Here is a 15,290-nt window from a genome sequence, read left to right as displayed (position 1 = left end):
GAGTCCATCATGACCCACCATATTCTTGCCAATTCTTTTATTCTTAAATATTCCTTCCTAATCTTGTCATTTACTAGGATTATCTCTGTATTTTTCGTATAATTCGCCCCAATTATGCAATGTGGACTATGTGGTCGAGAGAATGAGTCTAGCAGAACAAATCATGCCAGAGGATTATATATTTCCTCCAAAACCAGCACCGTTAAATGATGAAGAAAAGCAGCAATATAAAGCGCGTATCAAGTCATTGTTAAAAGAGAAAAATGCGGTATTGGTTGCCCATTATTACACGGATCCTGAGATCCAAGCACTAGCCGAAGAAACCGGTGGTTGTGTTGCTGATTCACTTGAAATGGCGCGCTTTGGTGCCAGACAAGAGGATGCTGACATCATCATTGTAGCTGGTGTGCGCTTTATGGGTGAAACAGCCAAAATCCTTACACCAGAAAAAACGGTCGTTATGCCAACGTTGGCAGCGACATGTTCTCTGGACGTTGGTTGTCCAATTGATGAGTTTTCGAAGTTCTGTGATGAACATCCAGAGAGAAAAGTGGTTGTGTACGCAAATACATCAACAGCAGTTAAAGCGCGAGCGGATTGGATTGTTACGTCTTCATGTGCGCTTGAAATTGTAGAGCACTTGGACTCGGAGGGGGAAACCATCATTTGGGGTCCTGATAAGCACTTGGGTTCATATATTCAAAAGAAAACTGGTGCGGACATGATCATGTGGAATGGCGCATGTATCGTACATGATGAATTCAAGACGAAAGCTTTGAAGGACATGAAGGCACTGCATCCTGATGCTGCAGTACTCGTGCACCCGGAGTCGCCTGCTGAGATTGTAGATCTCGCCGATGCTGTAGGTTCTACCAGCCAGCTTATCAAAGCGGCGCAAGAAATGGATAATCAAAAATTCATCGTTGCAACGGACCGCGGTATTTTTTACAAAATGCAGCAGCTTTGCCCTGAAAAAGAGTTCTTTGAAGCGCCAACTGCAGGTGAAGGAGCAACTTGCCGAAGCTGCGCACATTGTCCTTGGATGGCTATGAATGGCTTACAAGCGATTGAAGAAGCGCTTATTAGCCCTGAAGGCAAAGAAGTCTTTGTTGATATGGAACTACGTGAAGGTGCACTGCGTTCACTAAACCGTATGCTAGACTTTTCGGCAAGCTTAAAAGGTTAGTCCTAGATTGATTGTAATCTAGCCACTTGAGCTAGATTACAAAAAAAGTTCTTGCTAAAAGGCAGGGGTTTTCATAGTATTAGCCCCGCATTCAGTGCGGAGAGATGGCTGAGTGGCTTAAGGCGCACGACTGGAACTCGTGTATACGTTTATAGCGTATCGAGGGTTCGACTCCCTCTCTCTCCGCCATTCCTTCCCCTTTGAAATCAATTGTTTAATTTCCAGCTATTGTTTATTGGGGCAAATTTGGGGCTAAAAACCTGAACACTTTGAATCGGTGAGTTCCAATTGCGGTGTTGTCGCATTCACTTCCAACTTTACTATTGTTTGGCTAATTTAAACGTTTGAATAATGGTCTATTTATAAATATTTTCAATAAATTACATCGTTTACAGCAGTAAATTGACTATCCGTCTACATTACTTACTTTTAAATTTATAAATAGGATACAATGCTTTCACTTTGCATCTCTTCTCTTATCCAAGGCAGGTGGGTTAAATGCAGGTTGATGAGTGCTTTTCAAATACATATTTAGAACCAATACGGCATATTGCGTCGGGCGGTATGGGAGATATTTTTCTCGCCAAAGATACCCGATTGAATAGACAGGTTGCTGTTAAACGAATTCGCTTACCCACAGCTCTTGGCCAAGATCAAAATAGAACACAAGCTTTATACGAAGCACGTTTAATGGCTAAAGCCAATCATCCAAATATCGTTCAGCTTTACGACATCGTTGAATTTGACTCTGAACTTTTACTTGTTTTGGAATACGTAGAGGGCCAAACACTGGCTAAACACATGCGCCAGAAGCTGCTCACTCTCAATGACAAACTTGCATTGTTAGAGAAAATCACAAGAGGTATTCACTATCTGCATCAACAGTCTTTAGTTCATTGTGATATTAAACCAAGCAATATTTTAATTTCAGATAGCGGGAAAGTTAAGATATCAGACTTTGGCATCGCCAATATTCTGCATGGACAGAATCAAGTACACGACAAGTTGAGTAGCTATGGAAGCACGAGCTCTATGTCACCTGAACAGCTGGAAGGTAAGCAGGTAGGGTATACAAGTGATGTATTTTCTTTAGGTGTGTTGGCTTTTGAACTTATTTTTGGTTGTCATCCTTTTGGGGATGAAAAAGGAGAGCAACTTACAAAGAGGATCCGAGCCGGGCTTTGTAGAGATATGGATTCATTGCTGCCCAAATTGCCGGAGGAGTTAGTATTATTACTACGTAAAATGCTCCACCGATCCCCCGTCAAGCGCCCTTCTTGCAAAGAAGTTATCAATGTATTGATAAGGACTATTACACTCTTAGAGGTGAGTAACTCAGACGACACAGCCTCCTTACCGGTTAATGTTTTAGAAAAACATAACAGAAGCCAGCATTTATCTAAGCCCCTTCTAATTGGAACTATGTTGTGTGTACTTTTTATTATAATCGGTTACATGGGCAAACAGTATTTCAATGTAGATGAGGAGGTTAACTACACGTTAGTACTTGAGCCAAAAGTTTCGGCGGGTAGTGGTGAGCCTAACGTTTCTAATTTACTGCTGGCGACAATTGATAGCGCTGTTAGGCAAACAGTTATGCGCTCTCCAAACGCTGAGCTGATAGATCATGGGGAATATATAAACAACAGAGATATTTCTAGTTTGATTGCGATTACCGGTGCCTCAACTGTACTTGTGCCTGAAGTTCGGTGCGAGGCGACCCAGTGCAATGTTCGGCTGTCTCGCCTTGGAACGGATAAAAGAGTAGTTTTAGGTGAGTTGGGGACCGATGTTCAAAGGGAAGATTATTTAGCGATAAGTTCAATTTATCAGACATTTACGGCTAAATTGCTCGGTATCTCTGGGCGTTCTAACTCTCCAAAGCACGCAGCAGACCCTGAGTTTTACGAGGAGTACCTCGCCTTGTATCACGATGTGAACTTTAAAGGTAATTACTCCAGATACCATCTCGATAAAACGCTTAAGCTTATTGAACAAGACCCCAACTATTACGCTTTGTATAAGATAGCTAGGCATCTATTTCTAGAGCTTTACCACGCTGAAAAAAAGGACATGTACTTAAGTGACCTTAAAGCACTCTTGGATAACGCCCCCGCGGGTTATAAAGCGTCGAAGCCATATTTGGTAGATATGATAGTCTATTCGATTGAAAGCGGGGACGAGTCTCTTGCAACTGAGTTGTTTGAGCGTTTTTCAGTTTATGGAGAAACCGCCGAAAGCCTTCATTTGAATGGCTATTTTGCGTATCGCTTTCATCGAATTGAGGAAGCCATAAATATGTACTCTAAGGCTATGGCGCTTAAGCCAAGTTTGAAGTCCAAATATAGCCTAGCAGTGGTCTACTATGATCATGGTCAGTTTGAATTGGCACAGTCACTTTTGGACGAAATCGTTACAGCATTTCCCTGGTATATTGATGGGCGCGCTTTGAGTGCCGATTTAAGCATGCTGAGAGGGAATTTTAACGCTGCAATTTCCAATTACTTAGTAGTGGTTGAACATCATGAAAATGCCGTAGACTATAATAATCTCTCTTTGGCTTATATGCTAAGTAGCCAATATCCAGAAGCACTTGAAGCCGCTTTCAAGGCGAAGAATCTGGCGCCAAAAAATAGCTCAATTCGTCTAAATTATGCTGATTTACTGTTTCTGAGCAGCCAGTACCAACTGGCGCAGGATGAGTATAAGTCGATAATCAATGCATTTCGAGATTCCACCGATTACATTGATACATTAAATTTAGGTCAGGCATTTGCTCACTTAAATCAACATCAAGAAGCACTAGAAAAGCTTCATCTAGCTGTCAAACTCACTACAGACAAGCTCCAGTATTATTATGCTGCGACATTAATATTTACCCTCTCAGGAGAGTCAAAGTCAGGCCTCATTAACTTCAATGCTGCAATCGACGGCGGATACTCACCAGTTTGGTTCAACTTACCTTGGTTCCAACCATTGTGTAAGCATCCGACGTTTAATACGCTAAATCTCAGTTTGGATAAACCAATCTGTAAGTTTTAGAGAGGTTTAGGGCGACGAATTATGATGGTGGGGTCTATGGTTTGGACATCATTGGCGTCGTTTGTTACCTGCTTTACCTTAAGTAAAATTGTGAAATCAATGCTTAAAGCGTTAGGATCGTCAAGCGAGGTATTAGACTGTGCATCTAAATTAAACTCTAGTCTAAGGCGCTGCAGTGTGTCATTTATGACTCGAACAGTTCCACTAACGATTGCCCCTTTGGTGGTTAGGTTTTGAACCCCTAAAAACTCAAATTGATTTGGGTCACTGATAAAGTATTCGAATATAAAAGGCTGAGAGCCAATTGAACTGGGATCTACTTTGAACTGAGCAACTGCATAATTTGTTTTGTCAGATTGATCGTCAAAAGCGTAGTTGATCTGTTTATTAGCTGGGTAAACGATAAAAGGACTATTAAAATCGTGGTGTTCTGATTCTAAATATTCAGAAATTTTTGCTTGGATTAACTCTGCGTGACTCATGTGAACCTCCTTGAATTGAATAATCTACCCAACTATACAACTAAAGTTTATTACATGTTATTACATAGAGCCTAAAGAATTGAGTCTCCTCAACTTGAACTTGGCAGGTTCTCTCTCAAACAATTTTTATGTTTTTAAATTTGACCAGAAGGCTATAGGTATCGACTCATTTAGTTAGTGACAGAACTATGATGTTGCAAAGAAATAGCAGATAAAAGGGGAGTACTTTTACAGACGATATCCAAAGTTACATCGATCGCCAGTGGGCAAGAAGGTACAAAAGCCTCTCACTTTTATTCATCGCGTGAATAAGCCGTGTGCTTCGGTGCCAGAGGGGATCAATGACCGTGTTAATTTCAATTGCCTAACGGAGAAAACTGGCCGATAATTAAGCAAAGTGCAGCATATATTGCCACTAATCAAAATCAGAGCTTATGATCTTTGTAGTTGATCATCGATCTGGATGAATGAGGTTCAACTGCGTGATGACTCTGGTCGCTGGATATAATAAGTACCTTATAGGCATACTATGCAAGAAGATTTATTAAATTCGGTAATTAGAATTACCAAAACAAGAGATATCGACTCCCTTGAATATAGTTTGCTGTCGACTATTCAAGAATTTATAGCCTGCCAAAGCATTTCTGTATACAAAATTATGAGTGGAACGGGCCCATGCACCGTCGAGAGAAGTCTGTCTTTGCGAGTGCGAGATATTGGTGAGTACGAATGGTTAGATAGAGATGTGATTGACACACCCCATGCTGAATTGAACTCCTGTTTGCAATCAGCATGTAGTATCACAATGCAAGACCCAAAAGGTATTGAAAGTCGTTGGTTACCTATTGTCATACACGAAAAGCCTGTGGGAGCAATCGAGGTAAAAAGTGAGGGACTGGATAGCGCTCAACAAGTTATGTTGAATGCATTTGTTCGTATTTATGAAAACTACCTCACAATATTACGTGAGAATGAAAGAGATAAACTGACAGGGTTACTTAATCGTCAAACGTTTGATAAGAAACTAAAACAGCTGCTAGAAAAGCAAATGATTGAGCAAAACCGCGCAATTAGAGATGGCCATGACCCTAGAAGCCAACATCAGGGAGCCACATCTTGGTTAGCGATGATAGATATCGATCATTTTAAAAGTGTAAATGACACATACGGCCATGTATGTGGGGACGAGGTGCTGCTGATCCTTGCCCAAAAAATGCAAGAGTTCTTTCGTTCAACAGACTTATTATTTAGATTCGGTGGAGAGGAATTTGTCATAGTTTTTGAGCCTGCGGATTTTGACTCTATCAAAGATAAAATGGATAAGTTTTTAAACCTTGTTCGCCAAACACACTTTCCATTTGTGAAAAAGCTGACCGTGAGTGCAGGTCTTGCGAGAATAAGCCCGTATGATTTTCCTATTAATGTACTGGAAAATGCTGATAAGGCGCTGTATTTTGCTAAAGAGCATGGGCGTGACCAAGTTAACTTTTATGAAGAGCTGGTTTCTCTAAAGCAAGTTTCTGCGCATATAGAAAGCAGCGATATCGATTTGTTTTAAATATCGTCAGTATTAAAAGATTACAAGGCGCATTTTATTATTTTGCTGTTCTATTAAAGACATTTTTTTTACACTGTCTACTCATGTCTTTTTCCAGCTAAGTGCTTATGTTGCATATAATTCAGTCCAATCGCATGGAAGCGTTGCAGAGCCAGTTTAATACGGTGATGAAAACCGCACCGCTTGATGATCCATTCCAGCAAGAGGTTGTGTTAGTGCAATCTCCTGGTATGTCTCAATGGCTTAAAAATGGCCTAGGTACAAGTATTGGTGTTGCGGCTCAAATTGATTTTCCCTTACCTCTGAGCTTCATATGGCGTCTCTATCAGCAGTTTTTGCCTGATGTACCTGCGGAATCTCCCTACAATAAAACCAATATGGCGTGGAAGCTATTTAACATTCTGCCAGCGAAATTAGATGTACCAAGTTACGTTTCGCTTGCTAATTATTTGGCTAGCGAATCAGGTTCGGGTTTGTCGGCAGAGGATGACGGCCCTGATGCGCTGAAGCTATTCACACTATGCGAAAAAATAGCCGATGTTTATGACCAATATTTGATGTATCGACCCGACTGGTTAGCCATTTGGGAGGCGGGTGAAGATAGATTAGCAGACGTTGATGTGGGCATTGCGAGTTGGCAACCGGATTTGTGGCGTGAGTTGGTAAGACATACGCAACAGTTGGGTCAAAGCGCTTACAACCGAGCCAATATGCACGAGCAATTGCTCACGGCTCTAACTCAAGCTGCTAGTGAAGACTTACCTGAACGTATATCAATTTTTGGCTTATCGGCTATGCCGACTAGTCAGCTAGAGGTTTTTCAGGCGTTAGGAACTAAAACAGAGGTTTTGCTGTTTTATTTCAATCCCAGTGAGCACTATTGGGGAGATTTAGTGGATGAAAAAACGCAGGCAAAGATTAATGCTAAGTATGCTAAACGCCCAGTAATTGAAGCCCAAAACGACCAAGAGCAGGATTACTATAATATCGGCAATCCACTTTTATCATCTTGGGGCAAGTTAGGTCGAGACTATTTGGAGCAACTTCTTCAGTTAGACGCTAGGTGGCTGGATGGATTTGTGGAAGATTTTAACGATAGTTTGTTGTCAAAAATCCAACATGAAGTCTATCAATTGGCATTCAAAGGAGAGTCATTGCAAGCAGATCCCAATTGGTTTGTAAATGATGAGGGGAAGCTTGCAATCTGCAGTGATGATTACAGTATCAGGTTACAGGATTGCCATACGCCATTAAGAGAAGTGGAATGCTTACATGACCACTTGCTCGATTTATTCAATCAGCATCCAGGGTTAACGCCTAAAGATGTCATTGTGATGATGCCCGATGTGGGTAGTTATAGTCCCTATATTGAGGCTGTATTTGGCAGTGCTGAGGGTATGCGGAAAATACCGTTTGCGCTGGCAGACATGGCCATAGAGCAAGAAAAGCCAGTACTCACATCGTTTGTAACCTTAGTTAATTTGCCATTTAGTCGTTTTGGTGTGTCAGATATATTGGATTTACTTGGCGTTGAGGCGATTGCAAGCCGCTTTGAAGTGGAAGAGCGAGAATTTGAGCAAATCAAGTTTTGGCTTGAACAAGTTGCGATTAAATGGGGATTAGACGCGAGCAATAAGAAAGAGCATGGTTTGCCAGATATTTCGCTGAATACATGGTTGCATGGATTGAATCGCCTCTTGTTAGGAATTGCGAGTGCACGTGAAGATATAGAATACGCAGATGTGTATCCGGCTGACTTAGTGGAAGGTATGGCAATCAATGTATTGAGTAAATTGGTTGCATTTATAGAGGCCCTAAATAGCGCCAAAGTTAAGCTGACAGAACCCGCAAATCTTGCCCAAAAAGCAGAGCTTTTAAGGCAATTAATTGGCGAGTTTTACCATGAAGAAGCGGATCAAAGCTGGGACCTAATGCTGCTCAATAAGCTCACTGATGCACTTCAAAAGCACTATGATAATGGTGATATGACGGAAGCCGTAATGCCACGCGTACTGGCATATTTGATCAAGCAAGGGATCCAAGAAAAGGGAGTTGGGCAGCGCTTTCTTGCCGGTGCAGTCAATTTTTGTACTTTGATGCCAATGCGTGCAGTTCCTTTTAAAGTCGTATGTTTGCTGGGAATGAACGATGCAGATTACCCTCGTCAAGTGCAGCCAATAGGGTTTGATCTGGTACCTCACTCATCGCGCAGAAAAGGAGACCGATCACGTAAACTTGATGATAGGTACTTATTTCTAGAGGCGCTTTTGAGTGCTCGTTTACATTTTTATGTCAGCTTTATTGGTCGCTCATGTTTCAATAATGAAGTACAAGTTCCTTCCGTTTTAGTGAGTGAGTTATTTGAATATATAGACCGAAGTTTTTATTATCCTGAGTACGACAACCCACCTAGTGAGAAGCTAAAGCGTCAAGCGCCATTGCAACCCTTCAACCCTGTACATTACCAAAAGGGTGAGCAACAAAGTTACAACTCGAATTGGCTTTTACAATTTGAACGACATGAAGCAGGGTCAGCTTCATCAATTGAATTCTGCATACCTAGTGAGTTAGAAGTAAGTCAATTTCTACGTGCTTGTATTTCGCCACAAAGTTATTTTTACTTGAATTGCCTCGGGGTCAAAATTAGCACTATGGCTGAGTATCAAGATGATTCTGAGCCCTTTGCATTAGACCCGTTAACCCGTTATCAATACTTACAAGAACTTGTTGAAAGTAGCCTGAGTGACACGCCGGTCAACACCGCACAAATATTACAAAGAGGCGAGCTTGGCCAAGCCTATATTGGAGAAATTCAACTGGAGTCGTTACAACAGCGCGTGGTGCCGATGCTCGGTGTATTGAAGTCACATCTAACGGAATTAAGGGGACCAGTAGAGGTTAACATTGAGATTAAAGGCGTTAAATTAGTTGGCTGGTTGGATAAACTCAGTGCCAGTGAGCAGGTATTTTATCGCCCAGCGAGTATCAAGGCGAAAGATAAAATCCGAGCATTTATATGTCATTTATTAGCAAATTTAATCGTATCCCCCATGCCGACTGTTGTTATTGGGTTGGATGATCAAGTTACCTTTGAGCCGTTAGATACCCAAAGTGCGCAACGCTTGCTCAGTGAGTGGGTTGAATTTTATAAAGAAATTAATACTCGACCTGTGCCATTTTTTCCAGCGACGAGTTATGCCTTTGCCAGCACAGAAGATCTAGGTAAAGCGCAAAGTAAATTTGCTGGAGGACAGTACATTGGTATTGGCGAATCAGAGGACCCCTATGTGGCTCTTGATTTTGCCTCTCTTGAACCATGTTTAGATGAGTTTATGTTGTTGAGTAAGTCGATGCTAGGACCGATGATAGCGCTTGAACAGGAGTCACAACATGGAGATGCTTAACCCACTTACCATGCCTTTGCATGGCCATAACCTGATTGAAGCAAGCGCAGGAACAGGAAAAACGTATACGATTACGGCTTTATATCTACGCTATTTGCTTGGATTAGTTGGGAAAGATTCGAGTACTTGCCTTAGTGTAGAGCAAATCTTAGTTGTAACTTTTACAGAAGCGGCAACTCAAGAGATTAAAGACCGAGTCAGGGCGAGAATCATTGATGCGCGAGATACATTATTAGGGGCCAAGTGTGAAGATCCTCTGTTAATTGCATTGCTATCTGAAATAGAGGATGAGAAAAAGGCATTTACTCTACTTGATGCCGCAGCAAAGTCGATGGACGAGGCTTCAATATTTACTATTCACGGTTTCTGTCAAAGAATGCTGAAGCAGCATGCATTTGAGTCGCGATTGAGTTTTAATCTAGAGTTTATTTTGGACGAAACTGAATTGGTTAAGACCGCGGTTGAAGATTATTGGCGCAAGTTTTTATATAAACTTGATAAGGACCAAACAGCCCTTGTACTTGAGCAGTTTTCCCACCCCCAAAGTCTTATGAAAAAGCTACTTCCGCTTTTGAGCAAGTCCACAGCTGTACTGACTCCCAAAGTAAAACTAGAAGATGTGATGGTTGCCAGAGCAACCTACCAGCAAAGAGCGGCGCACTTTAAACAAGCACTGAAAGAGTCTGAATTTATTGCATGTCTTGAAAATTCGGCGCTTGCAAAAAATAAAGCGCCTGGTCGCAAAGGGAATATACAAGCTTTGGCTGATTATATGGCTTCAGAGCATTGGTATTTTGAGTTTGGCAGCAGTGGACACTCCTTTAACTTGTGGAGCAGTGCACAACTTGACGATCCTAAAAATTATAAAAAAAATGCAGAGCTTATAAGTCACCCACTAATAGCGACATTTGATGAAATGTCAGTGTTGCATCACAAGGTTAAGTGCCAGTTGCCAATTGCATTACTGCAACATGCTTTGGGTGAGGTCAAACAGATTTTATTGCAGCACAAGCAGCTACAAAGCACTATTTCTCCAGACGACTTACTGGGCAACTTATTTCAAGCACTGCAGTCTGAAGCTGGTGGCGAGTTGGCAAGTAAAATCGTTCAGCAATATCCGGTTGCGCTCATCGATGAGTTTCAAGATACAGATCCTATCCAATATGGAATTTTTAGCGCCATTTATCAAAGTAGTGATGAAAGTGGCTTAACGATGATTGGCGACCCAAAGCAGGCAATTTACGGTTTTCGCGGTGCAGATATCTTTACTTATATCGGTGCTAAACACGCCGTTGATGAAAGTCGCCAGTTTACTTTGGCTAAAAACTATCGCTCGGCTAAAACGGTAGTTGAAAGTGTCAATACGATTTTCACTCAACATGATAATAGCTTTATCTTTAATGACGCTATCCCGTTTTACGCGGTGGATGCACAAGGTAAATCGGCGGAACATAGCTTGTCGATTGATGGCGAGACTGAAGATGTTCTAAGGTTTTGTATTTACGACAATCAAGGAGAGGTTACGAGTAAAGCCAATGCATACCCGATATTAGCACAGATATTTGCAGGCAAAGTTGCTTCATTACTCACCAAAGCTCAGCAAGGTACAGCACATATTGGTGATGTACCGGTAAAAGCGGCCGATATTTGTATTCTTGTCCGAGATAGAAATGAAGCGAGTGTGATGAAACGCGCATTGAAAGCCTGTGGTGTCAGCTCTGTTTATCTCGCTAGGGATAGTGTGTTTGGTCAACCGGTTGCTAAGGCACTGAATCAATTTTTACACGTTTTGCATGGCTCATACGATGAAGCCGCATTGCGAGGCGTACTGGCAGCGCCGCTTTTTTCTCTCAACTATGAGCAAATTTACAAACTAGCTCAAGACGAACAACAGTGGCAGGGGTATTTAGAACTATTCGCTGAGTTAAAGCATATTTGGTATCGCAGTGGTGCGATGGCTATGTTGGAAAGACTACTAGTTCACAACCAGTTGGCGAGCACGTGGCAAACATGTGGCTATGAAGTGGAGCGATGGCTTACTGACTACAGGCACCTAGCTGAGTTGCTACAACATAAACAAATAGAATTAGAAGGCACTCAAAGGGTGCTTAGGTGGCTTAGCATTCAATGTTCAGAGCAAACGCTAGATGGTGCGCAGTTGCGCCTTGAAAGTGACGCTAACTTAGTAAAAATAGTTACCATGCATGCATCAAAAGGGCTCGAATATCCCATTGTTTACATGCCCTTTGCAACGGGCTATAGAGAACCTAATGAGGTGGTTTATCACCACGACAATACACTTATTGTAGACTTAGAAGCTGATGATACAGCTTTAGCGCAGGCCGCGAAAGAGCGTCTGGCAGAGGATATTCGCTTGTTGTACGTAGCTTTGACGCGCGCAGTCCATTATTGTGAACTTGGGTTGTATAACTTGCCCTTAGGGCGCAGTAAAAAAGTTGGAATTAATCAAAGTGCGCTTGGCTTCGCATTGTTTTCGAATACGGCGTTTAAAAGTGCCGATGAATGGTATGAAGCATTGCGGGCTATCTGTGCAAAACATACTGCGATGTCTTGCTCTATTGTACAAGAAGCTGAGCCTTTGACCTTTCATGCTGACGAACTTGAAGCTGATTGTACATTGGAGGCAAAAGTACAAAATGTACAAATTGAGTGTGACTGGCGCACTACCAGCTTCAGCCAGCTCAGTTATTTGTCTCATCATGATGAACGCCCAGCAGGCGCGTTGGATGAACACCATGAACTCGATTTACCGACTTTGAAAAAATCATTGGTTAAATCTCCATACACGTTTGTTAAAGGTGCTAAGGCGGGAAGTTGTCTGCACGAAATTTTTGAACAGATTGATTTTACTGATGTTCACGAGCCAAAAAGTGGCGAGAGAATACCAATTCAAGAGGCTGTTTCAGCTTGCCTGGAAAAATATCAAATTGATCTCGATTGGCTTGAAGCCGTAAGTAGTTGGGTTGAGCAAAGTTTGCAAACACCGTTATCCAATTGCCGCGAATTGACACTTGGTGTACTCAAACCAAAAGATTGTCTGGTGGAAATGGAATTTTTCCTGCCTCTTAAAAAGTTGCATGCCGCACGACTCAATAAAGTGGTAAGTGAAATTACAGGTCAACCCAGCTTTTTAAAATTTGAGGATGTTCAGGGGATGCTTAAAGGTTTTATAGACCTTATTTTTCGATGGCAAGGTAAATATTACATTCTTGATTACAAGTCGAATTACTTGGGTGATAAGGCCGACGATTACAATGATGAAAACTTACATTCGGCGATGTCGTCGCATCAATATCATTTGCAATATTTGATTTATACAGTGGCTTTACATCGCTTATTGAAATACCGCTTGGCAAACTATGAACCAATAAAGCACCTAGGTGGGGTATATTACTTGTTCTTAAGAGCACTGCCTGATGGCGGAGGTATATATTTTAATCAATTGACAGAGTCGCAAATCAATATGTTAGATGCGCTGTTTGAGCAGGGGGCGTAACTATGTCTCAGTTTTCTCTAGATTTTAGCCAAGACAACTTTGATGATGCACTCTTTCAAACTATCTTGTTGGAGCAAAATAAGGTCCGTGATGTTGACATTGCGCTTGCAAAGCTTCTTTGTGAAGGGAACACAGGGGATGTTTTCTATTTAATTTTGTTGCTACTCCAGTCGGAGCAAAATCAAAATAGTTGCTTAGTTTTGAGTGAAATAGACTGGTACAACCCTTTTTTACTGCAAAGTGAGTTGATAGCTGAGCAAATTGAGCTGACACCATTTAAAGACCAACGTTTGGCGCTTGCAGCACTGGCCCAGCATAACGCTGTGGGCGACGATAAACCTTTGGTTTTGTTTAACAACCATCTATATTTGGCACGACTAGCTCACTACGAAACCTACTTGGCACAACGTTTTTCTGAGTTGGCAAATCGCGCAATTAACATAAATTGCGACGATCTCAGTAGTTTACTCAATCAATATTTCCCAGCACAACAAACTACAGAAGTTGATTGGCAAAAAGTAGCGTGTGCAATTGCCGCGTTGAGTGCTTTTTGCGTCATTACTGGAGGGCCTGGGACTGGTAAAACAACTACGGTGACCAAGCTTTTAGCAATACTTCAATCTCTTTATCAAAAAGCGCCCCTGACGATTAAGCTGGTGGCACCGACAGGGAAAGCTGCTGCGCGACTGAGTGAATCAATCATAGGGGCAAAAGGGCGGTTATCCCTCGACCCAGAGCTTGCGAATCGAATACCAGAACAAGCTCAGACCATTCATAGATTGTTAGGGGTTATCCCAAACAGTAATAAATACAAACACCATGCTGGCAACCCATTGCATCTTGATTTACTCATTGTAGATGAGGCTTCAATGGTAGATTTGTCTTTAATGGCAAAGTTGGTCGCGGCGCTTCCCGCAGATGCAAGGCTTTATTTGTTGGGCGATAAGGACCAACTGGCTTCGGTTGACACTGGTTGTATCTTAAATGATTTATGCGCTGATTTAGTGCTCGGAACACCTCCTTCGTATTCAGAGCAACGAGCAGGGCTTCTTAATGACGTTTGCTTTAATGGAAATACACAATTAGCTGGTTCAAAAAGTAGCTATCAGCTTCAAGATGTAATGGCATTTTTGCAAAAAAGCCACCGATTCAAAAGTGATAGTGGCATTGGGCAATTGGCTATGGCCGTCAATAATAATGATCAACACCATTTGGATTGGGTATTAAATCAAGGATTTAATGAGTTGAGCCTGTTCAATTTAACCAGCGATACCTATACCCAGTTAATTGAACGAGCAGCCCAATATTACAGCCAGTACATAACTGCTATTAAATCGCAACAAAGTGCGCAAGTGATACATGGGTTATTTTCGGACTATCAATTACTGGCGGCTGTCCGAGAAGGGCCATATGGCGTAAATGAACTTAACAAACGTGTTGAGCGTAAACTAGCCGAAAAGGGCTTAATCTATCCTTATAGTCGGTATTATGCGGGTATGCCGATTATGGTTACACAAAATGACTACCAGCTTAAACTCTTCAATGGTGATATTGGGATTATTTTGCCTTCTGAAGATGGGCAGTTACAAGCAACATTTATTGATGAGCAAGGTGTATTGAGGGCTTTTAACCCTGCGCGTTTACCAAGCCATGAACTCGTTTATGTAATGACCATACACAAATCCCAAGGGTCAGAATTTATGCATACGGCGATGATATTGCCCCCCATTCAAAGAGCAAAACAAGGTGTAAACAGGCAGCTTGTGTACACAGGTATCACCAGAGCGAAAAAACATTTCGAGCTTGTGTGCCAGCCTCAAGTTCTTAGATTAGCGATGAATAAGTCGGTGGGAAGAAGTTCAGGGCTTAGAATGAGGCTAATTCAAGGTAAATAAATTGTTTTTTATTTGTTTCATTTTGATATTGGGCTATTGTTATGTCTAAAGCAGAAAGACGACATTTTAGCTGCTTTTATATTGCCCAGTGAATGTGCCGCCAAATGCTGTATGGCGGCCTTTTTTATTAATATCTCAATACTTAGCTGTTGAAACTAAGCGTTGTTTGAGCTTTTCTATGCCTTCCTCGGTATTATATCCATAAG

At 41.7% G+C, this 15,290-nt stretch carries 7 protein-coding genes and 1 tRNA gene; 7 read left to right on the top strand and 1 reads right to left on the bottom strand.

The features are described from left to right. Positions 1–142 precede the first annotated feature (142 nt). From nadA to N475_RS22930, 3 genes are all read left to right on the top strand, one after another. A complete protein-coding gene (gene nadA, locus N475_RS22940) occupies positions 143–1,186 on the top strand; it encodes a quinolinate synthase NadA (protein WP_063358313.1) in 1,044 nt (347 codons plus the stop codon). Positions 1,187–1,284: 98 nt separating this feature from the next. Beyond that, positions 1,285–1,375, top strand: a tRNA-Ser gene (locus tag N475_RS22935). A gap of 309 nt (positions 1,376–1,684) precedes the next feature. Continuing rightward, on the top strand, positions 1,685–4,228 hold the full coding sequence (locus tag N475_RS22930; protein WP_063358314.1) for a serine/threonine-protein kinase: 2,544 nt from the start codon (positions 1,685–1,687) through the stop codon (positions 4,226–4,228). On the opposite strand, the gene N475_RS22925 is transcribed toward N475_RS22930, so the two are convergent. Further along, positions 4,225–4,710, bottom strand: coding sequence for a hypothetical protein (locus N475_RS22925; RefSeq protein WP_063358315.1), 486 nt, complete (start codon positions 4,708–4,710; stop codon positions 4,225–4,227). The two genes, N475_RS22930 and N475_RS22925, sit on opposite strands and share 4 nt — an antisense overlap. 529 nt (positions 4,711–5,239) lie before the next feature. Here N475_RS22925 and N475_RS22920 point away from each other — a divergent pair. From N475_RS22920 to recD, 4 genes are all read left to right on the top strand, one after another. Beyond that, complete coding sequence (locus tag N475_RS22920) at positions 5,240–6,268, top strand: GGDEF domain-containing protein (protein ID WP_063358316.1); 1,029 nt, start codon at positions 5,240–5,242, stop codon at positions 6,266–6,268. A gap of 107 nt (positions 6,269–6,375) precedes the next feature. Beyond that, on the top strand, positions 6,376–9,672 hold the full coding sequence (gene recC / locus N475_RS22915) for an exodeoxyribonuclease V subunit gamma (protein WP_063366024.1): 3,297 nt from the start codon (positions 6,376–6,378) through the stop codon (positions 9,670–9,672). After that, positions 9,659–13,189 (top strand): exodeoxyribonuclease V subunit beta, encoded by a 3,531-nt coding sequence (gene recB / locus N475_RS22910; RefSeq protein WP_063366023.1) that lies wholly within the window; start codon positions 9,659–9,661, stop codon positions 13,187–13,189. Before recC ends, recB begins: the two co-directional genes overlap by 14 nt. A gap of 2 nt (positions 13,190–13,191) precedes the next feature. Next, positions 13,192–15,084 (top strand): exodeoxyribonuclease V subunit alpha, encoded by a 1,893-nt coding sequence (gene recD, locus N475_RS22905; protein WP_063358319.1) that lies wholly within the window; start codon positions 13,192–13,194, stop codon positions 15,082–15,084. Positions 15,085–15,290 lie beyond the last annotated feature (206 nt).

Source organism: Pseudoalteromonas luteoviolacea DSM 6061 (assembly GCF_001625655.1).
Lineage (GTDB): Bacteria > Pseudomonadota > Gammaproteobacteria > Enterobacterales > Alteromonadaceae > Pseudoalteromonas > Pseudoalteromonas luteoviolacea.
This window is presented reverse-complemented; position numbering and strand designations above follow the sequence as displayed.

What these genes read in the sequence shown, in the direction of transcription:
- nadA (WP_063358313.1), top strand. Translation starts at nt 143, where the DNA reads ATGAGTCTAGCAGAACAAATCATGCCAGAGGATTATATATTTCCTCCA.
- N475_RS22930 (WP_063358314.1), top strand. Translation starts at nt 1,685, where the DNA reads ATGCAGGTTGATGAGTGCTTTTCAAATACATATTTAGAACCAATACGG.
- N475_RS22925 (WP_063358315.1), bottom strand. Translation starts at nt 4,710, where the DNA reads ATGAGTCACGCAGAGTTAATCCAAGCAAAAATTTCTGAATATTTAGAA.
- N475_RS22920 (WP_063358316.1), top strand. Translation starts at nt 5,240, where the DNA reads ATGCAAGAAGATTTATTAAATTCGGTAATTAGAATTACCAAAACAAGA.
- recC (WP_063366024.1), top strand. Translation starts at nt 6,376, where the DNA reads ATGTTGCATATAATTCAGTCCAATCGCATGGAAGCGTTGCAGAGCCAG.
- recB (WP_063366023.1), top strand. Translation starts at nt 9,659, where the DNA reads ATGGAGATGCTTAACCCACTTACCATGCCTTTGCATGGCCATAACCTG.
- recD (WP_063358319.1), top strand. Translation starts at nt 13,192, where the DNA reads ATGTCTCAGTTTTCTCTAGATTTTAGCCAAGACAACTTTGATGATGCA.